This window comes from Niallia endozanthoxylica (assembly GCF_008710145.1).
In the GTDB taxonomy this organism is placed as follows: domain Bacteria; phylum Bacillota; class Bacilli; order Bacillales; family Cytobacillaceae; genus Bacillus_BD; species Bacillus_BD endozanthoxylica.
In genome coordinates this window covers 1-22,526 of the sequence record NZ_VYKL01000031.1, presented here as the reverse complement: position 1 = coordinate 22,526, position 22,526 = coordinate 1, and the positions used below count along the sequence as shown (strand labels likewise).

23 protein-coding genes and 1 pseudogene are annotated in these 22,526 nt (G+C 37.6%); 3 read left to right on the top strand and 21 right to left on the bottom strand.

The features are described from left to right. Positions 1-41: 41 nt before the first annotated feature. From F4V44_RS19235 to F4V44_RS19160, 16 genes are all read right to left on the bottom strand, one after another. Entirely contained in the window at positions 42-767 is a 726-nt protein-coding gene (locus tag F4V44_RS19235) for a 3-ketoacyl-ACP reductase (RefSeq protein ID WP_150441643.1), read from the bottom strand. Between the two features lie 61 nt (positions 768-828). Then, complete coding sequence (locus F4V44_RS19230; RefSeq protein ID WP_150441642.1) at positions 829-2,094, bottom strand: MFS transporter; 1,266 nt, start codon at positions 2,092-2,094, stop codon at positions 829-831. Positions 2,095-2,287: 193 nt separating this feature from the next. Continuing rightward, positions 2,288-4,789, bottom strand: a complete 2,502-nt coding sequence (locus F4V44_RS19225) for an EAL domain-containing protein (RefSeq protein WP_223881976.1) — start codon at positions 4,787-4,789, stop codon at positions 2,288-2,290. A gap of 234 nt (positions 4,790-5,023) precedes the next feature. Beyond that, the gene (locus F4V44_RS19220) at positions 5,024-5,740 is read right to left on the bottom strand and encodes an MOSC domain-containing protein (RefSeq protein WP_150441640.1); all 717 of its coding nucleotides are present in this window, start codon (positions 5,738-5,740) and stop codon (positions 5,024-5,026) included. 284 nt (positions 5,741-6,024) lie between these two features. Continuing rightward, entirely contained in the window at positions 6,025-6,720 is a 696-nt protein-coding gene (locus F4V44_RS19215; RefSeq protein WP_150441639.1) for a hypothetical protein, read from the bottom strand. Beyond that, on the bottom strand, positions 6,717-7,466 hold the full coding sequence (locus tag F4V44_RS19210) for a hypothetical protein (protein WP_150441638.1): 750 nt from the start codon (positions 7,464-7,466) through the stop codon (positions 6,717-6,719). Before F4V44_RS19210 ends, F4V44_RS19215 begins: the two co-directional genes overlap by 4 nt. Further along, complete coding sequence (locus F4V44_RS19205) at positions 7,447-8,349, bottom strand: ATP-binding cassette domain-containing protein (RefSeq protein WP_150441637.1); 903 nt, start codon at positions 8,347-8,349, stop codon at positions 7,447-7,449. The genes F4V44_RS19210 and F4V44_RS19205 overlap by 20 nt, the downstream gene beginning before the upstream one ends. Next, a complete protein-coding gene (locus F4V44_RS19200) occupies positions 8,346-8,723 on the bottom strand; it encodes a GntR family transcriptional regulator (RefSeq protein WP_150441636.1) in 378 nt (125 codons plus the stop codon). Before F4V44_RS19200 ends, F4V44_RS19205 begins: the two co-directional genes overlap by 4 nt. Positions 8,724-8,962: 239 nt before the next feature. After that, positions 8,963-9,322, bottom strand: a complete 360-nt coding sequence (locus F4V44_RS19195; protein ID WP_150441635.1) for a hypothetical protein — start codon at positions 9,320-9,322, stop codon at positions 8,963-8,965. A 643-nt stretch (positions 9,323-9,965) separates the two neighbouring features. Then, entirely contained in the window at positions 9,966-10,202 is a 237-nt protein-coding gene (locus F4V44_RS28435; RefSeq protein ID WP_150441711.1) for a GyrI-like domain-containing protein, read from the bottom strand. 95 nt (positions 10,203-10,297) lie between these two features. Continuing rightward, the gene (locus tag F4V44_RS27525; protein ID WP_191090776.1) at positions 10,298-10,435 is read right to left on the bottom strand and encodes a hypothetical protein; all 138 of its coding nucleotides are present in this window, start codon (positions 10,433-10,435) and stop codon (positions 10,298-10,300) included. A 181-nt stretch (positions 10,436-10,616) separates the two neighbouring features. Beyond that, positions 10,617-12,956, bottom strand: a complete 2,340-nt coding sequence (gene helD / locus F4V44_RS19180; protein ID WP_150441634.1) for an RNA polymerase recycling motor HelD — start codon at positions 12,954-12,956, stop codon at positions 10,617-10,619. Positions 12,957-13,347: 391 nt separating this feature from the next. Further along, positions 13,348-14,319, bottom strand: coding sequence for an NAD(P)-dependent alcohol dehydrogenase (locus F4V44_RS19175; RefSeq protein WP_150441633.1), 972 nt, complete (start codon positions 14,317-14,319; stop codon positions 13,348-13,350). Between the two features lie 198 nt (positions 14,320-14,517). Next, complete coding sequence (locus tag F4V44_RS19170) at positions 14,518-15,306, bottom strand: ABC transporter permease (protein ID WP_150441632.1); 789 nt, start codon at positions 15,304-15,306, stop codon at positions 14,518-14,520. A gap of 1 nt (position 15,307) precedes the next feature. Beyond that, positions 15,308-16,081: an ABC transporter permease gene (locus tag F4V44_RS19165; RefSeq protein WP_150441631.1), complete on the bottom strand. Its 774-nt coding sequence runs from the start codon at positions 16,079-16,081 to the stop codon at positions 15,308-15,310. Continuing rightward, positions 16,071-17,051 (bottom strand): ABC transporter ATP-binding protein, encoded by a 981-nt coding sequence (locus F4V44_RS19160; RefSeq protein ID WP_150441630.1) that lies wholly within the window; start codon positions 17,049-17,051, stop codon positions 16,071-16,073. Before F4V44_RS19160 ends, F4V44_RS19165 begins: the two co-directional genes overlap by 11 nt. Positions 17,052-17,219: 168 nt before the next feature. On the opposite strand from F4V44_RS19160, the pseudogene F4V44_RS27965 reads away from it, so the two are divergent. Then, positions 17,220-17,333 (top strand): annotated as a pseudogene (locus tag F4V44_RS27965) (integrase); the annotation flags it as partial. An 85-nt stretch (positions 17,334-17,418) separates the two neighbouring features. On the opposite strand, the gene F4V44_RS19150 reads toward F4V44_RS27965, so the two are convergent. The 4 genes from F4V44_RS19150 to F4V44_RS19135 form a co-directional block, all read right to left on the bottom strand. Beyond that, on the bottom strand, positions 17,419-17,865 hold the full coding sequence (locus F4V44_RS19150; protein ID WP_150441629.1) for a CBO0543 family protein: 447 nt from the start codon (positions 17,863-17,865) through the stop codon (positions 17,419-17,421). 213 nt (positions 17,866-18,078) lie between these two features. Continuing rightward, positions 18,079-19,413 carry an NfeD family protein gene (locus F4V44_RS19145; RefSeq protein ID WP_223881969.1) on the bottom strand — a complete coding sequence of 445 codons (1,335 nt, stop codon included), beginning with the start codon at positions 19,411-19,413 and terminating at the stop codon, positions 18,079-18,081. 260 nt (positions 19,414-19,673) lie between these two features. Continuing rightward, a complete protein-coding gene (locus F4V44_RS19140) occupies positions 19,674-20,312 on the bottom strand; it encodes a YczE/YyaS/YitT family protein (RefSeq protein ID WP_150441628.1) in 639 nt (212 codons plus the stop codon). A 1-nt stretch (position 20,313) separates the two neighbouring features. Further along, complete coding sequence (locus F4V44_RS19135; RefSeq protein WP_150441627.1) at positions 20,314-20,757, bottom strand: GNAT family N-acetyltransferase; 444 nt, start codon at positions 20,755-20,757, stop codon at positions 20,314-20,316. Between the two features lie 130 nt (positions 20,758-20,887). Between F4V44_RS19135 and F4V44_RS19130 the strand changes: the two genes are divergently transcribed. Continuing rightward, positions 20,888-21,340, top strand: coding sequence for a MarR family winged helix-turn-helix transcriptional regulator (locus F4V44_RS19130; RefSeq protein ID WP_150441626.1), 453 nt, complete (start codon positions 20,888-20,890; stop codon positions 21,338-21,340). Between the two features lie 16 nt (positions 21,341-21,356). Further along, on the top strand, positions 21,357-21,875 hold the full coding sequence (locus tag F4V44_RS19125; RefSeq protein ID WP_150441625.1) for a GNAT family N-acetyltransferase: 519 nt from the start codon (positions 21,357-21,359) through the stop codon (positions 21,873-21,875). Positions 21,876-22,173: 298 nt separating this feature from the next. Here the strand turns inward: F4V44_RS19125 and F4V44_RS19120 are convergent. Next, a partial coding sequence (locus tag F4V44_RS19120) for a DapH/DapD/GlmU-related protein (protein WP_317978346.1) occupies positions 22,174-22,526 on the bottom strand: 353 nt, incomplete at its 5' end.

The window sequence follows — 22,526 nt, the reverse complement described above, 5'->3', positions numbered from 1 at the left end:
AGTAAAGACTGGTCCATAGCGCCTTTCTCTTTCCCCCGCATTTAGAACGGATTGGTTGCCAATAGACTTGCTTGCTTCACATAAATACGCGGATGTAATTTCAATTGCGATATAACAAATTCAGCAATGTCCTCCGGCTGCATATATTTTTCATCATTATTTTCTGCGATTAAGTTTGTATTAATAGCAAGTTCTGTGGCCACTGTACTTGGAGTTAAAGCTGTCACGCGGATATTATTCCTTCTAACTTCTTGCGCTAATGATTCCGTCAGCCCGATGACGCCAAATTTTGAAGCGCTGTAGGCACTAGAAGTTGCTGCACCGTTTAACCCATTTGTTGAGGAAATATTGATAATATCTCCTCGATTTTTTTCAATTAATTGAGGCAGAACCGAACGAGTGACATAATAGAGTCCTAATAAATTAACATCAATAATCCTTTTCCATTCTTCTGGATCCATTTCCAATAGCGTGGCAAATTTTCCTATTCCCGCATTATTAATAAGAATGTCAGCTGACCCTAGCTCGTTCGTTACTTCTTGAATTGCACGTTCTACGTCTTCTCTAGATGAAATATCAACGGCTGTATAAGCGGCTTTTACCCCTGAACCTGCAACCTTACTGACAACTTCTTTTAAGTCTGTCTCCGTTCGTGCTAATAAACCAATATTTACCCCTTCCTTTGCTAAAGCAAGTGCAATGGCCTTGCCTATCCCTTTTCCTGCACCAGTGACAATGGCTGTTTTACCTTTTAATGTTTGACTCATTTTTTACAACTCCTTCCACGTTATCTATCTTATTGTGGAAGAATCCCTCTAACTTTATGCTTTATTTAAGATGAGTGGGAAGGGGTTTGACCTTCCGTAACTGACGCTTTTCCTTAATGGAAATCACGCCCACTAAACCAATCATGGAGAAAATCACGGGAATGATAAAACCGTAGTAATATCCAGCACTTACACTTCCTGATGCAAACTGAAAATAATCCAATACCTTTCCAAAAATGCTTGGCAGTAAAACAGCACTTAAGAATCCACCCGTATTTGCAAACCCTGAAGCAATACCAGATTCGATAATTGGAAAAGATTGACGAACAGAGGCAAATGTTAAGGCATTTGCCCCATATGCAAGCCCCATCACAAAGAAAAGGATTGTGAGTAAGAACAGTGGCGGTTTCCCATTCAATAATAGAAAGCTAGACCAACATAACAAAAGAATGATATGGACAATAACATAAGGGCGTTTAATCATCTCTAAGCGGCTTGAAATCCAACTGGCTAAGGGTGCACCAATGAGGGCCCCAATCAATCCAATTAAAAGGAGTTGACTCGCCTCTAAACGTGACAATCCATATATATTCATCCCATAAGGCACTGCCCATGATCCAATAAATCCTATATATGTTCCAACAATACCAAAATGACAAAAAAATAAAGCCCATGCCTGCCGGTTCGAAAAGATTCTTCGCAGTAAGACCCCTGTTTTTTCACGCTCTGTTTCAGTTTGTTCCAAAATGGATTGTTTTGGTATTTTTACAAGGACAAAATATAAAAGAATGCCACATAGGCATAATAAGATTCCCGTCGATAAAAATACTGTCCGCCAGCCAAGAAAGTCAATCCATGCAGCGAATGGGACAGTTGCCACGAGAAAACCAAGGCTTCCTGTCATGGCCACCACTCCGATTAATTGTGTAAATTCCTTTGCCGAAAACCATAAACTTAACATTAACACCATATTAACCCAAATCGTTGCATCCCCTATTCCTGTCAGAATCCTCGCAAAAAACAAGACAGATTCATGCGTACTCAAACTGTATATCATTGTACCAAAGCCGGTAAGGATGGCTCCAATAATGAGGAAGAAATTAGGCCCAAAACGATCGGCCAACAGCCCCATTGGAATTTGCAACCCGGTATAAACAAAAAATTGCATACTTGTCAAAAGCCCAATGGTTGCTGCTGTTACATGAAAATCACTCATTATTTGATCGGTAATCAATCCCGGAGCAGTCCGCTGGCTCGACATCAATAAATAAGTAAATAAGACAGAAGAGAATACAACCCATCGAAATCGGCTATTTTGTTTGTCCAATTATCTCTACCCCTGTTAGCTTTTACTCTTATGTATATGGGATTTTGTCACGGGAGAAACCCATTTTGAAAAGTATTTTAAGTGCTAATATGTTAACTAATTAAACCTAAGAATAAAATAAATGAGCCTAAATATACAGTTTTTTGGGAATCCTTGTATATTTAGGCTCATTTATTAATATTTCCATGTCATGCTAAGCAAATTTTTTTGCTTTTTGCTGCAGTTGCTCCCATTGTTGAGAGAAATTCTCTGGTGATAACGGTGGACTATAGAGATACCCCTGAACGTTAAAACACTGCTTCTTACGCAAAGCATTCTTCTGCTCCTGTGTTTCTACTCCTTCTGCAATGACATCTAGCTTTAAATGCTGTGCCATCGAAATGATGGTGGATACAATGGTATCATCCTGCTCATTTTCTGTGAGATCCCTGATAAAAGATTGATCAATTTTCAAACGGTCTATCGGCAGGTGTTTTAAATAATTTAGAGAAGAATATCCCGTTCCAAAATCATCAATAGCAATTTTGCAACCTAATTGTTTGAGGCCTTGCATGGTTTCTGATGCATATTCTATATTCATCATCATACTTTCTGTGATTTCAAGTTCCAAATCCCCAGGAGGTAAACCCGTCTCAAGCAGAATAGCTTTCACCGTATCGATTAAGTCCTGCGAATAAAATTGACGGGAGGACAGATTTACAGCCATGCTTAGGGATGGAAGACCGTTATGATGCCACTCTTTTAATTGACTGCAAGCAGTACGAAGCACCCATTCACCGATAGGGATAATAAGCCCAGTATTCTCGGCCATTGGAATAAATTGCGCCGGTGAAATAGAACCATATTTTGGATGATTCCAACGTACTAGTGCTTCCAATCCTTGAATTTGGCCAGTTACAATATTAACCTGCGGCTGATAGACTAGATAAAGCTCATTTTTTTGCAAAGCATAATACAAATCGTTCTCCAAAACGAGACGATCAAATGCAATCCCCTCCATTGAAGGCTTATACATTAGAAAAGAATCATGCTGTTGCGTGGCTTCTATAAGTGCCATGTTCGCGTGCTTCAATAGCACATCTACCTCATCTCCGTCATCAGGATACAATGAGACACCAATCGTTACCGACACATTTAAGAGAAGATGTTTGACTTGCATAGGCTCGCAGATTTGATCGTGAATCTGTTTACAAACCGCAGCTAAGTCTTCTTGATTTAAATAGGGGTAGACGATGGCAAATTCATCTCCTGTTAATCGTCCAACAAATACATTTGACGGGAACAGTTCTCTTAATCTGCTGGCAACTAATTGCAGAATTAAATCACCAAAAGTATGACCAAGTGCTTCATTAATGTGTTTAAAGCGATTGATATCAATGATGAGCAGAGCCAATGACTTATGTTTATTCATATCTTGTTCCAGTTTATCTGTTAAGTAGCGCAAATTAGGTAACTTTGTTAGATCATCATGGAATGCCATATATTCCATTCTTTCTTGATCCTCTTTCTGTTTGGAAATATCGCGAAAGACAATAATTAAACCTGTCACGACATCGTTTTCAAATATAGGGCTTGACACATAAGAAACAGGAAATAGACTGCCGTTCTTTCTCATGAACCAATCTTCCGTTGTTCTAGTTACCTCTCCCTTTTCCAGGCTTTTAGTGTTTAGACATTCTGCATACGGAAAAGAACTCCCATTCTCCCTGCGATGAACGAGGTCATGAAGATTTTGATTTAGACACTCCTCCTCAAGCCATCCAAGTAATTGTTCTGCTTCAGGATTCATAAATGTCAATTTGCCTTCTGTATCCGTGACAACCATTCCTTCTCCCATATAAGAGGTTACCGACTGAAGAAATGCTTCACTTTGCCGAATCTGATTTTCTGCCTTTTTTTGGTTCTCTTTCATGATATTAAAGTTCATCACGAGTTCACCGATTTCATCCTTGCTTGTGGTTTCAATCGCTTCGTGTGAGTAGTCACCACAGGCAATCAACTTTGCCTGATCCGCTACTTGCAGGATGGGTTTCGTTAATTTCTTTGAAAACCATAAAATGACAATCACACCAGCAAAAAGAGAAATCCCTAGTGTAATTAACAAAAGGTAAAGCAGACGATTCGCTCCTGCATTAAAATCGGGTAAATAGGTCCCGGCACATACAATCCAATTCCAATAGGGATCCTTTTCTGCATAAGTTATTTTAGGCACATGCACGTCGGGATTACTAGGCAATGGCCATTCATAGGTGACAAACCCTCCACCATTGTTGGCAGCTTTCACAATTTCTTGTGTAGAATAAACACCATCTGTTGTCTGTATATTCCACACATTCTGCCCTTCAAAGTTAGGATGTGCAAGTTCATCACCAGCAGAATTTGTAATAAATATAAAACCGTGTTCACCTAAGTTCAGGCGTGGATTAATAGGGCGTTTCCCGTTTGAATCTTTTTCCCCTAATATCGCCACCTTGACTTCTTCTTGTGCTTCCTCCAACGAAACATTTCCAGCTTTTACTTGCTTATCCAATGCACCAATCATTTCAATCGTTAATCGCACATCAGTTTGCAGACCATCCGCTCCAAGATTATTTAAACTGCGTAAGGAAGATTTATAGCCAATGATTCCAATTAGCAGGCTCGGTATAGCAAGAAAAATTAGAGACATGATAATTAATTTTGTGCGTATGGACATTCTCAAAAGACTCTCCCCTTGATTGTCTAATTGCTCATACTTTTTAAATTACTACCTTTAATTAAATAGTACAATAGATACATGAACAATGACACGAAAAATTCGGGTTTTTTTCCTTTTTTATCTTTATATTGCTATATTTGTGAAAAAAATATGACTAATAATACATAAGCATGAAAATAGAAAGATCTGCAGCATTCATTGCCTGCAAAATCTCTTTGTCGGAAGCGATTGTTAAAATGAAACTTTATTTGGACCAAATACGCGTTTATCAACGGGAGATATCTCTCCAGTTGCCCGCTTCTGTAAGGTTTGCTTCCAGTTTAGGGCTAATAGCTCGCAGGAGGCTAACTTCTTAGCAAGTCTTATGTCATCTTTTTTCATATGCATGACCTCATTACATTTGGAAATTGTCCATTGTGGATATGGCCGATCTAGTAATACCAGCTCCTGTTTATCATGGACAAAAGCTTCCTTTAACACACGAAAATACCAACCTGTTCTTCCTGATTGTTGGATCTGTATGGCAAAATCAATCAAACGAAAACGTCGTGCAGGCTTCCAACAAGGTTGACGTGGCTGAGATACTTGGATAACGGCATCACCAAATTGGTAAGTGTCACCAACACAGACAGAGCTTTCCTCCATTTGACTAACTGCCAGGTTTTCTCCCATAGCACCAACCTCAATGGTTTCTAACTTTGGTTCCTTCCGCCAGTCATCATAATGTTTGATTGGATAAGCAAAAAGAGCTTTCTCCACTCCCCCATGGTTTTTCGTATCAGCTACTTCATCACCAATTAATCCTGTTTTTTCAAGCCATATTTCTCCAATCATTCTTTCTTTAAACATCCCGGTTTCCCATTCTCGTTCCATAAGAGTAGCTGCATGCAGTGATCCTAGTTTCTTCACTTTTCCAGCAAACAGTTTTTCTATATATGGTTTTTGCATCTTATATCCTCCTTATCTGTAATAATCCCTATTCTTCAACTCTTATTTTACAAAAAAGTTAGCGAACCATGTTAATGAGTCAGAAATCAACAACGTTTATAAACAAAGCTTAAATATAAAAAAGGACAGGTATCTTGGATTAGCTCATGCAGTCCAAAATACCTGTCCCTTTTTCTCGATTTCAGGCGTTCAATTAACTTGTTCATTTCTTATTTAAATTGATAACCATAAAACTTTCAAAATATAACTTTGTGTATATTCTAAAAGTTTTTCTTATTAGTAAATCATTCATTAACATATTCCAAAAAATAGCTATTCTGTTCAGTTTGGATGGTAAGACTTTTCGGTAACCTTAAATATATAATCGATTCGTTATGTTCAATTGGATTAAAAAATGATGCAGCTCCTCCTATAAACTGCGTAATTGTAAATTCGTTTTTTATCATGGAGATGTTTATCCCCTCATGATTGTCAGGAAGAGAAATTTCAAATTGATTGTTATTTAAAGAAAAGGTTGGCAGTGTTATTCTTTCTGTAAAATTTACACCATCAATATATAGGCCGCTTGAGAAAGCATATGCATCAATCACTCCATCATCTTGTTCTTTTTTTTCAATGAAAATTCTTGGTGCAAAATGACCATTTATCATCATTTTCATACTAGGCTGGTGATACTCAAAGCTGCTTTGTTTGAGCAAATAATTAGCATCAATTTGCTCAAAACTGCCAGAGCTTAATTGCTTCTCAAGCTCCAACCTATTTTCTCTGATGTCTTTTTCAAGCACGATTTCTCGTACCTTTGTAGAATCACCCATGACAAAGGAGGCAGCAACCAATGAGATGATTAGAACACCAATATAAATGAGAAGAAGCCAATAGGTAAATTTTATCGTAACAAATTTCTTTCCCTTCATGATGATAGCAATGATGATAACAACTATGAAAACAACAATCGCTACTGGGAGAATAGATAACATCATTTCCTTACCTCCATTCGATTAAGAATACTAATCGAAGCGGCGAAAAACAAAGCAGTTGAAATCAATATCTTTATAGTAAAAAGGAATAAGGAAGTCTCTACAAAGTAAAATTGGAGAGTTTTCATTGCAATCGGTTCTCGCTGCATCATACCGTCTAGAAACATAGAACCAATAAATAGAACCGGTATTCCTACAATGAAGAGTTTGCTTACTTGGACAAGTGTTCCAATGAAATAGCCAATCGAGCTGATAAAGAAAATGTACAATACGGCAGCAACGATACCTATCATAAAATCACGAACATGAACGGGCTGACTGTAAAAATCCAAAAGCTGAAAGTCCAGAAAGAAATAACCGATAATGATTAGAAGACCTTTTGCCAGCATCGCCGTTACCCCACCGATGACACTTGCGGCAAATAAATAGATGATATTAGCGAGACTGCTCGTTGCTCGATTTGTCACGAAGCTAAAATCAAAATACCTGTACGGCTTCGTTGTAATCGTAATGGCTGTCACAAGTCCCCAAATCATCGTAAAGACGATTACCATATCAGAAGAAAAATATTTGATTGAGATGGAAAGACCATCGCTATGGAAGCCTTGTGTCGCAACACCTCCTAATGAAAAAAGCATGGCTAACAGCTGAATCCAAACAAGTGAACTGAAAGCGTCAATATTAGCCTTTAACTTAAAAAGGAACTGCTTCTTTACAATTTCTACCGTATTAACGGTCAACAAAGACATTATCAATCCCTCCATTTGTTTCACTAGTTAAATAGACACATAAATCACTTGGGCGAATAGATGTGATTTCTATGTTTTCCGCTTTTGCCTGCTGCAGCTCCTGTTCGGAAAAATCATTTTTTACCACTACATACATCGTGTTCGTTCCAATCTGATGTTTATAGTAAACTTCAATATCCTTCGTCCATTTCGTAACGGCTTCCTCTGCCCCTTTAAACCCTACTGCCCATTCTTTCAACTCTTCCATTGATACATGCAGATGGTTTTTTCCATCCTTAAGCAGCAGAACATCCTCCAAGAGATCTTCTATTTCTTCTAAATGATGACTTGAAATGATGATTGTACGCGGATGTGCCAAATAGTCTTTGAGTAAGGCACGATAAAAATCCTTTCGAACTGCCGCATCCATACCTGTTGTGGGTTCGTCAAAAATCGTCAATGGTGAACGGGATGCCAAGCCAATGATGCTATTAAATGTACTCGTTTTCCCCTTCGAAAGTCGGTTATGATAATGCTTTGAATCAAAGGAAAAGTAATCAAACAGCCGTTTAGCAAGAGGCATATTCCAATTTGGATAAAAATTTCCAGCAGCATCGAGGATTTCATGAAGCTGTAATGGTGAAGGAAAGCTCATCTGATCATCTACAAAAATGGAATGAGCAGATACTAGTAAACTATTAAATGGTTTCTGTGAAAAAACTCTCATTTCTCCTGATGTTTGTTTTATATAACCGGCAATAATTTTTAACAAGGTTGTTTTCCCAGCCCCATTTCTGCCAATTAAACCGGTAATTTTGTTTTCTTCAATGGAAAAAGTGAGCTGATTTAATACTCTTTTTCTAAAATAGAATTTGGTCAAATCTGTACATTCAATGACCTTCATGACTCTCCCCCCTCAGATTGTACAGTCTTAATCATGTCCATTAATTCCGTTTCATCAATTTGCAGACGTCTCGCCTCAAGGACAACTTCCTCTATCAGCCGTTTTAATGTTTGGCTTTTTCGCTTCTGGATGATTCGTTCTTTCGCATTTTTGGTAACAAACATGCCAAGCCCCCTTTTTTTATAAAGGATATTTTCATCTACGAGCAGATTAAGTCCCTTTGCGGCGGTTGCTGGATTAATCGTGTACATATCGGCTAATTGGTATTGGGAGTACACCTTTTCATCTGGCTGAAAATGTCCGTTCATAATTTCCGTTTCCAGCCAGTCGGCGATTTGCACATAAATTGGCTTTGTACCATCTGTATTAAGCATTGTCACCGCCTCCTGACATAGTACATTACTGTTGTAATGCACTATACTATATGCTGGTAGATATTTCAAGGTGTTAAATGAAAAGTAAATAAAAAGGCCTGCAGAGTCCTATCTTCCGCAAGCTTTTTTTGGTTGAAAGTACGACTGAATTTATAAAGGGACAGGTAACTTGGATTAATTCGTAAATAATCCAAGTTACCTGTCCCTTTTTCTCTCTTTCGGCGTTCAGTTAATTTTTTTTATTTCTTATTACTGTTGATGACCATACAGTTTTCAAAAATATAGGTTCGTGTATCTTCTGCTCTAGATAAGAATCCTGTCATAACCACGTTATCATGTACATCTATTTTTAAAAGCTGTTCTTTTTCTATCAATGGAAAATAAGCATGAATCTTCGTAATTCCCTGTAATTTAACATATCCTGTTAATTTATATTGATTATTCTCCTGCTCAATATCCTCTGTTAGAACTTCAATAAAAAATTGTTGACCTTTAAAAGGCTCTAGTAGTGAAGCGACTGAGATTTCCTGAAGCTGTAATGTAGTATGTTTTCTTATTTTCATTACGATTTCATCTAATGTTTGATTTTGATTATCCAAATCCTTGTCACCCCAATGTATTTTTACTAAAAATATACATTTAAGTATAGAAAGTCTGCAACAAATATGCTCTTATAAATTTAAATGTTCTGAATTTAGTGACTGCTACTGAGAAATCTGTTCTCTCCTTTCTTCTTTAATTAAAAAGAAAAAACCCTGAACTGTTCAGGATTTTTATCTTACTTTAGTTAGCTTTTTTCTTTATAGGCAGCCAAATTTCACTATATACATTTTCTGATGTACCATTGTATTTGGTAAAAGAAATTCCAGGTATATTTGCAGTAGTTTCTTGAAGCATAGAAGGAAATGGTCCTTGATTAGGGAAAATGGCCATAAACTTTCTTCAATAGAAATTTGCTCTAAATCATCGAATGGATTTTCTTTTGTCGTTGCAAAACCAATCATATGTGTAAATTATCCTTTTTCCTCCAAGTAATCATCATCAAAATTTATGACTCACTCGATATTTATTGTACGGAATTTATCGGGATAAAATAATATAGAGGATATTTGCTCAAATGATGAACAGAATATCCTCTTATTGCTTAGTCCGTATTCCTACGAACTGAAGGGTTTTCTGGGATCTCTATGGTGAAAATCTAGTGAAGTAAAATGATTTTTTGCCGTACCTAGACAAGTACTACTATATAATAGCAAGCCATATTTGATTTAATGCATCTATATGATACGGGTCAGGATCAATATAAGCTTCTATAGCTGGTATGCCAGCCAGTTCATACCCACTTGTTGGAACCCACTTCGAAAAAATGTGTTTCCAAGCTTCAGGCATTGCGGTAGGAGCAGAACCATGAACATCAAATACAACCCATTTGGATTTTGGGAAATCAAGGATCTGTAAACCATCTGCTACTTCACCGATATAATCTACTCAATCCAATAATCAATCGTATGATTTACTTTATCGTAATTATCAGTAACACCTAGTAAAAAACCCTTTAGTTCACCATTTATGAATTAAGACAACGTTTCGACCATTCCATTTTGATTTACCTCGGCCCAAAATTCAGGAATAGCCGTGTTCCCTTCACATAGGCACACCCTTTTGGTGCCAACCATTTGAAAAGTATTTTTCTCTACAATCTGATAATTCATTCTTTTCACTCCTTCCATAATACCTGTCTATTCATGTTTTAGTATAGTAAAATAAGAACTGGCAATATAGCTTAATTATTTAAAAGTACATGTTGTAGTCTATTAAACTGAATGTATCTATCCGACTTATACGCGGTGTGAAGCCCCTATTATTTAATCATTTTATATCTTTACAATTCAGTTAAAGTCCTGTCTGGATAAATCCTTCCCGCAAGGCATGTTGCAATAATGACGTCGGTTCACCTACACTGTAAAGGTGTAAATCATGCATCGCTCTCGTGCAGGCAGTGTAGAACATTCTGCGAAGGCTCTCATCATTGTATACATGCTCCGATGCGTTATAAATAATGACAGCATCGAATTCGATGCCTTTAGACAAATACGAAGGGATAACCACAACGCCTTGTTCATATTCAAGAGTTCCTTTCATTATGAGCTTAATATCATCGATGTTGGATAAGGCTTCATATGCAAGCTGACTCTCCTCAGCCGATTTGCAGATGATAGCAATGCTATTATAATGACTACGCAAAGCTGTGACTTTGGATAGGATAGAGCGGTGCAGTTCTTCATAATCAGGGAATTGCGTCAGCAGAGGTTGCTCACCGTCGCGTTCGAAAGGAATAATCCGATCCCCGTTTGATACGAGTCTTCGTGTAAATTCAATAATCGGTTTTGTTGAACGATAGCTTCGTGTCATGTTGATTATTTCCGTTTTATCCGGTCCATATAAGCTCATAAGTGTGTGAAAATCATCCATTTCACCGGCATGGGCAAATATTGCCTGATTAAAATCACCAAGCACAGTCATTTTTGCAGAAGGAAATAAACGCTTTAAAAATTCAAATTGAAACGGAGAATAATCCTGCGCCTCGTCCACTAGTATGTGCTTGATTGAACCGCTCGTCTGAAAGCCTTGAATCAGCTCTTTCATAAGCAAAAATGGAGTAGCATCTTCGTAAGATAGTTTGCCGTCATCTAGAAAATCAAGCGTCGCTTGGCAAATCTCCGCCCACTCCGCGGGTGTTTCCCCCTCCATCCACTGTTTTATCTGATGCGGGTTAGTAAAAAGCTGCTTATATATCCTTTTCATGTCAATGAAATCAAAATCTCGGACTCTTTTTCGTAATGGCTTCCATTTCCGATGAACAATTAATCGTGCAAGCAACTCTGGCTCGATTTCATAATCGGCAATCTCTTCTCTTTTAAATCCTCGCTTTTTCGCTAAGTAAGTATGTGCCTGATGGTATTCCTCATTACTAAGCAGCTCCATTGCCTCCTGCACCCAGGGCTTTGTCCGTTCAACCTTTTCGACTTCATTTAATTCCTTTATCAGCCAATCCTTCAATTTTTCAAGTCTGTTATAGAAGCTAAGTGAAGTGTCACTGTTATAAAACCTCTCTGCTATTTGCTTCGAAGTAATAAGCGGCATCCCTCGGAAGATTATGTCCTTAAATAGCATTCCTGATAACTCCAGTGACTTCCTGTAGGATTCCATCGCCTCAAAAAAACGGATGGACGCTTTGAAACGGATGCCTGCAACCCTTGCCCTGTACGATGGGGTATTTGCCTCAGTTAATACATATTCCAATTGCTCGTAGGGATGTTCTACTTGAAACTCTTTACTTAAGCGGTGGTCCAAGTATTCTTGAAATGTAACCTGCTGCATATTTTCTTCGCCAAGTTCCGGGAGCACATTGGACACGTAATTGTTAAACATAGAATTAGGAGAAAATAGAATAATTTGATCAGCCTTCAGTCTATCACGATATTTGTAAAGTAAATAAGCAATCCGCTGCAAGGCAGCCGATGTTTTGCCGCTGCCAGCTGCACCGTGAACAATGAGCAGTCTTCTGCAATCATGGCGGATAATCTGATTTTGCTCCTGTTGAATGGTTGCTACGATATTGTGCATATGTTTGTCAGTACCTTTGCCTAGTACTTGCTGTAAAATCTCGTCTCCAATGGTGAGACTCGTATCGAACATGGATTGAAGAACACCGCCTCGGATAAGGTACTGCCACTTCTTCTCCAATTTTCCTTGGACGGTGCCTCCCGGTGTTGAATACATAGCCGGGCCGGGCTGGTAATCATAGTAGACACTCGATACCGGCGCCCTCCAGTCGTAGATAAGGAAATGGTCTCCAGTTTCATCTGTCAACGTAGAGATTCCAATATAGACATGTTCCTGAGTTGAAGTTCCTTCTTCAATGAAATCAATTCGTCCGAAATATGGAACTTCCTGCATTCGGCGAAGCGTTGATAATCTCTTAGATGCATGTCTATGGGTGCTTTGGCTTACGGACAGTGCTTGAGTCTCTTGTCTCAACCCGATGATTGTTTCAAGAAAATCGTCGAAGGAATCCATATTCACTTTGATTTCCTCCCCAAAGTGTTTGCGGATATGAACCACTTCGTTCCGACGGTGGAGCGTTTCTTCCTCCAATAGGCTAACTCGCTCCTGAATGATTTCCATTACACTTTCTAATCGATTTTTCTCCCGCTGAAACTCTGAATTCACGGCAATCACTCCTTGAAAAAAAAATAAATATATGGGGTTGACTAATGAAAAGATTATGTTGTATAATTAAGATAGAAATATTATACATAATTTTAGATAAATAACGTATATCTATATAAATTTACCACAAGATTTCATTTTTTTCAATGTATTTGAATTCTTTTAAGATAAAAAAGAGTAGTATTTAACGTGTTTCAACGTAAATACTACTCTTTTTATCTATTCATAAAGAGCAAATGATCTTAAAAACAAGAAAGTTTACCAAACACAATGCTCAGTGAGACAATCCTTAGCATTGTTGAAATTTACATTTAATTTTTATGATAGTTTACAGTATTCTATCATTCACTTATGGTACGTTCATTTAGTGCATCCTAATTACAATTTGTTGTTAATCCACATGTATGACAACATTTCCCCTCTTGTGTCCTTCCTCGACATATCGATGAGCTTCAATAATTTCATCGAATCTATAGCATCTGTCAATAACCACTGTTAACTTCCCCATCTCAACAAGTTCTTTAAGGAAGTTTAGTGCTTCAGGAGTGTCAGGTGAATTTCGACTCCATATTAACTTCTTGTTGCTTGTCAATTGAGTCCATAACATTTGCACTTTTGGTAAAGGTTCCGTGATATTAATATAGGTGCCGCCCTTCTTTAATACTTTCATACAAGCAGTAAAGGGACTCTTGTTTACCGCCTCAAAGACCACATCATAAGTATCGTTTGTCCTAGAAAAATCTTCTGCAGTATAATCAATTACCTTTTCTGCTCCCAGTGATTTTACCAATTCTAAATTGTTGGTACTGCATACACCAGTAACATTTGCTCCGAAATACTTGGCAAGCTGAACTGCATAACTTCCTACACTTCCTGACGCGCCATACACTAGAACCTTTTGCCCCTTCTGAATATTAGCTTTTCTTAAAAAATATAATGCTGTACGTGCTCCAATTGGGATGGCAGCAGCTTCTGTATAACTGATATTGGAGGGTTTAATCGATACAGGACCGTCTTCCGGTAAACACTTGTATTGGGCATACGCACCAAAACCCGACAGAGATGCTGCAAAAACCTGGTCACCTTCCTTAAACTTTGTAACCTTTTTTCCAACTGATTCAATTTCTCCAGCTAACTCCATTCCTAATATCACTTTTTTTGGTTGTCTAATACCAAGTGTTATTCGGGCAGGCAGCCAAAAAACGAGTGGGACAGTAAAACTTCTTGACCGAATATCTGCTGCTGTTACGGTTGTTGCTTTTACTTTTACCAATATTTCATTCTCTTTAGGAAAAGGTTTTTCAATTTCTTTCAGTTGCAATACGTCGGGAGGACCGTATTTTTTATATACGATTGCTTTCATAGATCCACCTCTCATTCGTCATATATATTATTATCATACGAATAGGACGAATAAATAGACCAATGGGCTCCGTTCTAATACCGTTTTTCACCTTCCTGAAAGTGAACATTCTAATAACAAAAACACTCCTTACAAATTTGTAAGAAGTGTTTCTAAATCAGTGAGCTTCTGTTGAGGAACAAAGAGATCTTGTGTCCCTCAACTGCTGGCACTAGTGTAATTCGCAAGCGCGAACTTCCAAAATCTTCGTGCCAGCCAAAAGAAAATCATTGCTACAAAACCCGAAGTAATAGTGGTTTGAACATCCCATCTCCCAATCAAAGAACTTGCCGGAGTAAAGGTAAGAAACGCGGCAGGCAATAGATATGTTAAAGCCATGCGCATCCATCCTTTATACATCGTGATGGGAAATCGAGTGGTTTCAAAAAAGGAATTGAATAAAAAAGACAAATCATCCATCCGTATCACCCAAAAAGCAGTGGTCATCAACAGCATCCATAGCGAATAGATAATCAATAAAGCAGAAAGGATGGTAATGAAAAAGAAGACCACATCAAGGAAAGACGGAAAGAAATGCTTTTCTACCAGACCATAGACGGTTAATCCAAACCCTAATAAAACATCAATTAAACGCCAGAAGTTAAGATGCCGCAGGCTCACGAAAAACATACTATCAACCGGTTTTGTCAATACATAATCAAGCGTTCCCATTCGAATATGCAAAAGGAGTCTCGGCATATTCGGCCGAAGTGCGAAATCAATCAGACCTTGCAATGTGTTGTAAATTCCGAGAAGAATCAGAACATCGGCATAGGCCCAGCCGCCCAATTGGTCCGTTTGATAGAAAAAGATTTGTACCATTAAAATCGAAACAATAATGCCAAAAAGACTTGTCAAAAGATTTCCAATAAATTCGCTGCGATATTCAAGCTCCTCTACCAGGCAAGTACGGAAAAATTCTTTAAAAATACGCCAATATCGCCTCATGTTATCCTCCCACCGCCTGGTTTTTCTTTAATCCGGCCTTCCATAACCAGCCTATGGATCCGATCAGAATAACAGCCCAAATGAACGATCCTGTAAAACCCACAATAAGAGTATGAGTATCATAGGCACCTGTTAGAATTTCTAATGGGAATCCAATCATATAGCGATAAGGCAGGAAAATGCTGATTTGCTTCACAACGGGCGGCAAGAGTGAAAACGGCGCAATCCTTCCTGAAATAAATAATGAAACTGTCTCAAACATCGCATAGAGCGCGGTCACCTTTGTCATCCAAAAACCCAAAATCCCAAATAAAAAGCTAACAGAAAATCGGATAATTGCTCCAAGTAATAATGCGGCTAAAAATAGTCCCCATTGCCCTGCCGACAGCTGCAGCTGTAAAGAAGGTAGAAAGATGGACAGGACAATCCAGCATGGAACAAGGATTACTAGAAACAAGACTTTATACACAATATTTTCAGCAATCGCCCAATGAACCGGATGAAACGGCCTTACGATTTGATAAGAGAACGTTCCTTCACGAATTTGACGATCCATTTCCCATACGTCCCATGCACTTGTCAGTCTCTCGACCATAATCAAGGAGATAAAATACAAGATAAACGCATCTCCTTGGTCTGGATAAATATTCATCCACACCATCATCGTAATTAAAGGCTGGACCATCGTGCCAAACATCCAGACCATTGTAGAGAGCTGATATGAAAACATCTCTACATATTTCATTCGCAAAATCGCCCGATATTTAGCTAACATGGGACTCCTCCTGGAAGGCTAACGTAATGACTTCCTCCATTGGCGGTTCCTGTATATTGAGGTCATGGATGTCAAAATTAGCCAACAATTCAGAGGAGACCATCGGCACCCGATCCCTTGCCACTCGAAGCGTCAATTTTCCATCCTCAAAAGAAACCACTTCTCCAAAGGATTCCCAAGCAATATCAGCAATAGAAGAAAGACGAACTTCTAATAATTTATAGGGTGTTAATCTCTCTGTTAAAACCTGTAATCCTCCATCATAAAGAAGTTTCCCATGATTAATAATTAATACCCGATCACAAAGGGCCGTCACATCCCCCATATAATGAGAGGTTAAGAGAATCGTTGTTTTATGTTCCCGATTATACTTCGCAATGAATTGGCGTACTTTTTCCTGCGTATGTACATCCAATCCAATGGTCGGTTCATCTAAAAAAAGTATAGATGGACGATGTAATAACGAAGCGGCTAGCTCACATTTCATCCGTTGACCGAGACTAAGATTTCGGACCGGCTTACCCAGTAATGGCTCCAGCTCTAAGAGTTCAACCAATTCATCTAAAGTTTGCCGGAATACTTTCTCTTCTATTTCATACACGCTTTTATTCACGAGAAAGGTTTCCATCGGCGGAATATCCCAAATCAATTGACTTTTTTGCCCCATAACGAGACTCATGATTTTTTTGAACTCATTCTTCTGTTCCTGCGGTTTAAAGCCGCTCACATTAATATTTCCAGAAGTGGGATGCAAGAGACCTGCCAACATCTTAATCGTGGTTGTTTTTCCCGCTCCATTAGGCCCTAAAAACCCAACAATCTCCCCAGTATCAATGGTAAAGGACACATCCTTCACTGCATGAACCGTTTGGTATTCCCGTTTGAACAAACTGCGCAGCGACTCCATCCATCCTTCTCGCCGGACATGGACACGGAATGATTTATTTAAATTTTGAATTTGAATGGACATGTTACCTCCAGCTATGAAATGATATTTACTTTAGTAGTTTATTAAAAATATAGAAGAAGTCAATTATAAATCTTTGATTACCGGCATCTGTTATCAACTCTATTTGGAAATCAAGGTATGCAGTTTGTGGTAATCTATTTTCCGAATAAAAAAGTAAAAAATATACAAAAAATAAAAGAACCTAAACAAGGAAAACTGATTCTAAAGTTTCTATCAGAGAGAGAAATTGAACATCTGAGGGAATCCTGTTTTACTCCAATGGAAAAGGCATTATTTGAATTTAGGTCACGAAAAAAGCGAGACCACAAGAATTTATTTTGACAATTCATTCTTCGAAAATCCTTCCCCGTTACTTCAATAAGAAAAACTATTCTTCTATGTGTCTGAACAAAGATAAGTGAAGTAAATGCATCCATAAAAGAACAGGATATATTAAGGCTGAATACAAAAAAAGCCACTTGTTGTGATAAAAGAAGCCACTTTTAATGGCTGTCCATTCATAAAATAAGCTAAACATAACCCAAAAAAATATATAAATTATTTTTTTAAATAAAGATTTTTCTTTTGGATAAAAGTTAAGAAAAAGTATGCCAGAGGCAGGAAATAACCCAACTATTGGGAGGAAACCTTTTAATTGGAGCCCTTTTTCAAAGTAACCATATAGATTATACTTTAAGTCAAGAGTAATATCTGAGATAAGTCCTAATGCTAAAGAAAATAAAGCAGTAGCATAGATTTCTTGCTTCTTTATGTATTTGGGTACTAAAAACGCTACTAAATTAAAAACAAATACTGAAATTAGTAAATAAAACATATACATCTCCTATTTTTAAAGATGTGTTTTTTTTCTATTATGCACTTACAATTATTTGATTATGTTAATAATCGAATTTATTCCCTTATTAAGACCTACCTCTTATTTTACTAACCTGCCACGTTTGTTAATTTGAAAAAGAGCCTCTGCTGCATGCTACAAATCTATAAATAAACCCGCCAATCATAGAATGGCGGGAATGTCTATTTCCTTCTATATTTCTTTTTTATCCAAATTCGATATTTCTCTTACAATAATTCGCGCACCTTCTGCCCTTACCACTCTTATTTTGGCTCCTTTACCAATAAAAGCACCTTCACTTACCGCATCGATCCGTTCGTCTTCAATGAGTATGGTTCCAGATGGGCGCATGACTGTTAGCGTATAGCCTTCCAATCCGATTAATTCTAAACGGCTTTTATTAGAGATATAACCGCTTTCTGTATTCGTCGAATCGGTTAACATGATTTTTTGAAACAGTCGCATCCTTTTACCAAACACCTTTATTAATAAAATCGATAGTACGATGGAAGCGGTAATGGCAATGAGAAGAGATATTCCCATATGAATTACATTGTCAGAGGCCAAAAACAAACTAGAAATAACGGCTACAAAACCGAGAATCCCCGCAATGCCTCCCGAGATAAAAAACTCTAATAATATGAGGCCGAGCCCGATAATAAATAAAATAAGGGATTCAAATCCCGTAAGCCCCGCGACGAGATGTCCATAAAAAAATAGTAACAGTGCTGACAAACCCATAAATCCCGGAACACCGAAACCAGGTGAATACAGCTCCATAACAAGACCCAGGCTGCCAATCGTCAATAAAATTGAATAAACAAACGGATTCGTGATAAAGCGGGCAATTTTTTCTGCAAAGCTTTCCTCAAGTGGACGTATTTCTGCTTCGGAATAACCAAGTTGAACGAGCAATTCATCAAAATTGTTAACAATTCCTTCAGCATATTTAACTTCTAAAGCCTGCTCGGAGGTTAGTGTTAATAATTTCCCCTTTTCGGCTCCGTACTCTGGTAAATCGACACTTTCATCCGCCATCGCCAGTGCATAAATGGGATCTCGGTCAGCATGCTTGGCTGCATTTTTCATTTCGGCAAACCAATAGGATTCGGCTTTCTTTCCAGCTGTATTCCCTTGCTGATCAATAATGGCAGCCGCTCCCATCGTCCCTCCTTTCACCATATAGATTTCATCCATATTTAAGGAAATATAGGCCCCAGCGGATAGCGCTTGGGTATTAATAAAAGCAACGGTCTTGATATCGGTGGAAGTTAACAGCTTGCCAATATCCGCAGCCGCATCAACTGCTCCACCAGGTGTATGAATTTCAAATATAATGGCGTCTGCATTTTCATGTTCAGCCGTTTCAACAGCTCTTTTCAAAAAGGCGTACAATCCCTTTTCCACTGTTTCTTCAATCGGTACAACATAAACAACTTCTCCTTTAGCAGAGCTGTCTGTAGGAAGCATCATAAGTAAAAAACCCAATAACAAGGATAGAATGGAAAACACCCGAATTCGATTCACTCCCCTTTCCCTCCCTTCTTTATTTTTAATGGATTTACATACGGAAAAAACAAAGATAAATTTCCTCAATCAAAAATAGTTCTTTTATATCTCTCTTATTCACATTACCCCAAACGATATTAACATCTTACATATTTACGTTTCTTTTAAAAAAGGGTTTCATAAATTAAGCATAAATGCTTTTCGTCTTAAAGAAAAGCTCCTGTTTGTCGATAGCTACTTAGATATATAGAGACGGTTCTACCAAAATAAAAAGCATCCTATATTGAATGCTTTTGATTATCATTTGTTGATGTACTAGAGTGTGTGAGAATACGGTCTAATGTTTTCCCGGTTATGGGCATAAAGTAATTCAGTATAACCCCACCTAAACAAACGGTTAATAAAGTTCCCACGCCAATGGGTCCATCGACAATCATAGCCATTGTCAAAAATATGACGTAAATGGATGTTCTCGATAAAAATATATTGGTTCTAGTTAACTCTTGTATAATTAAAGTTAAACGGTCAATTGGATTCGGTGCCAAATGGGTGTGTAAATATATGGCTGTTCCTAATCCTATAATCACTAAGCCGATTCCAAACCAAACCACTTTACTTATAACTAGCTCGGGCGTTATCACATTCTGCAATAAAAAAAGCCACATATCAATCCCAACACCCGTTATTAATGCTGTTAATAACCCCAAAACTTCTGGTCTTTGTCTTTTTAATATTGAATTACAACCGATTAATAATAAAGCTATTAGGATTTCCCAGCCACCTATAGTAAGCCCTACGTTTCTAGACAGTCCAACCAAAAGTGCATCAAAAGGCGATGTTCCAAGATCTGATTGTATGGTGAAAGTAACGCCAAGAGTTAGTAATAAAATACCTACCACATAAAAAACATATTTCACTTTACTCGACCTTTACCAATTCTTTTAGCATTAGAATATGCGGAATCCCATCCTCCATAAAGATATCTGATGCAGTACGATAACCAAGCTTTTTATAAAAGCCTTCTGCCTGTGTCTGGCCATGTAATTTAACCTGTGAAGCCCCCTGTTCTTCCGCAATTTCTTCTAACGCATTTATAATCACTTTTCCAAGACCACATTTACGGTAAGGCTCGAGAATGCAGATTCTTTCCAATTTACCTACTCCATCGATAAACCTTATCCTTCCCGTTCCGACTGGTTGTTCATTGTAATGGACTAAAATATGTTCGCAAATTCCATCCAGTGTATCAAATTGATCAAATTCGTCTTCTAGTGGTACGCCTTGTTCCTTCACAAATACTTCTTTCCTCATTGCAAATGCTGCCTTTAAATCTTCGTCCGTCGTTACTCTTTTTGCATTCATTGTTATCAATCCTTTTAATTTAAATAGTCTGTCGTTATTTTTGTTGCAAATGCAACAAAGTTAGATTACATTTAATTTAAATCAATTTTATAGTAAATACAACAAAAAAATGCGTGTTAAGGAGTCTCTGATGAAGGAAATTTTGCGTGAAATTGGCATGACTGCTAGGGCGTTAGATTCTATTAGTAACATAGAATTTAAAGAATATGACCTTACAAAAGGACAATACTTGTACCTTGTCCGAATATGTGAAAACCCAGGTATCATTCAAGAAAAGTTGGCTGAGATGATAAAAGTCGATAGAACAACAGCCGCTCGTGCGATAAAAAAGCTTGAAATGAATGGTTTTATTGAAAAGAAAGATGATCCTCATAATAAAAAAATAAAAAAGCTCTTTGCAACAGAAAAAGGAAAAAAGGTTTATCCATTTATTAAAAGAGAAAATGATTATTCCAATCAGGTTGCATTAGAGGGATTTTCTGAAACCGAAGTAGAAACGATTTTCAACCTTCTCCAAAGAGTAAGAAAAAATATAGAAAAAGACTGGGAATTGGTCAAAAAGGGAAACAAAAGAAATTATTAAGGAGCAAGATATTTAAATGACTATGAAGATAAAAAAATGCACCCTTGAAGATTTACACACACTTCAAGCTATGAGTTATGAAACATTTTATGAGACATTTAAGGAGCAAAATTCACTTGAAAATATGACTGCCTATTTGGAAAGGGCCTTTAACTTAAAACAATTAGAAAAAGAATTATCCACTATTTCTTCTGAATTCTATTTTGTTTATTTTCATCATGAAATCGCTGGCTACTTAAAGCTTAATACCAATGATGCTCAGTCCGAAGAATTTGGGAATGAATCACTTGAAATTGAAAGGATTTATATAAAGAACCCCTTCCAAAAACACGGGCTTGGTAGATATCTGCTCAATAAAGCGATAGAAATTGCGATGGAACGTAAGAAAAAGAAAATCTGGCTAGGTGTTTGGGAAAAGAATGATAACGCAATTGCTTTTTATGAGAAAATGGGATTTATCCAAACCGGAGCCCACTCTTTTTATATGGGTGATGAAGAACAAATAGATTTTATTATGACCAAAACTCTCCTATAACTTTTACTTTTTTTGAACTATGGCACGATATATACGGAGACTGATCTGCTGTTTCTTTTTATTAGAGCTCATTCTTCATTTATGGACCGGAGAAAAAGCCCATTGAAAGTAAAAAGAATCCGACAGCCTACTATATGTAGATAATCGGATTCTTGTTTCTCAACAGAAGTCCACGTAATTTCTTTAAAAGAGGAAGGACTGACCCGTCCCTTTGTTACCCGAAAAAATGGTACCATTGTTAAATCGCTTGTCTCTCCTCGACTACTTGTTTTTTTAACCAAAAAGACTAAAATTACTCTTAATTATTACTAATTTCTTTTACAACTTTTGCTAGCACTCCTGCAACAACCGTATTCTCTGGGACATCCTTAGTGACAACTGCCCCTGCGGCAACAACAGAATTGTCCCCAATCGTCGCGCCAGGTAATATGGTTGCGTTTGACCCAATCCATACATTTTCTCTGATTATAACTGGAGAGGGATATGTGGTGTTTCTTGTTTTGATGGATAACCCATGATTAAGTGTTGCTATTGTAACATTCATCCCAATCATTGTACCGTCTCCGATCGTAATTCCACCTCGATCTTGAAATGAACAACCTGTGATGAACCTCCCCCACCTAACCATTCGGTTTGAGGAGGGGGTTTCTT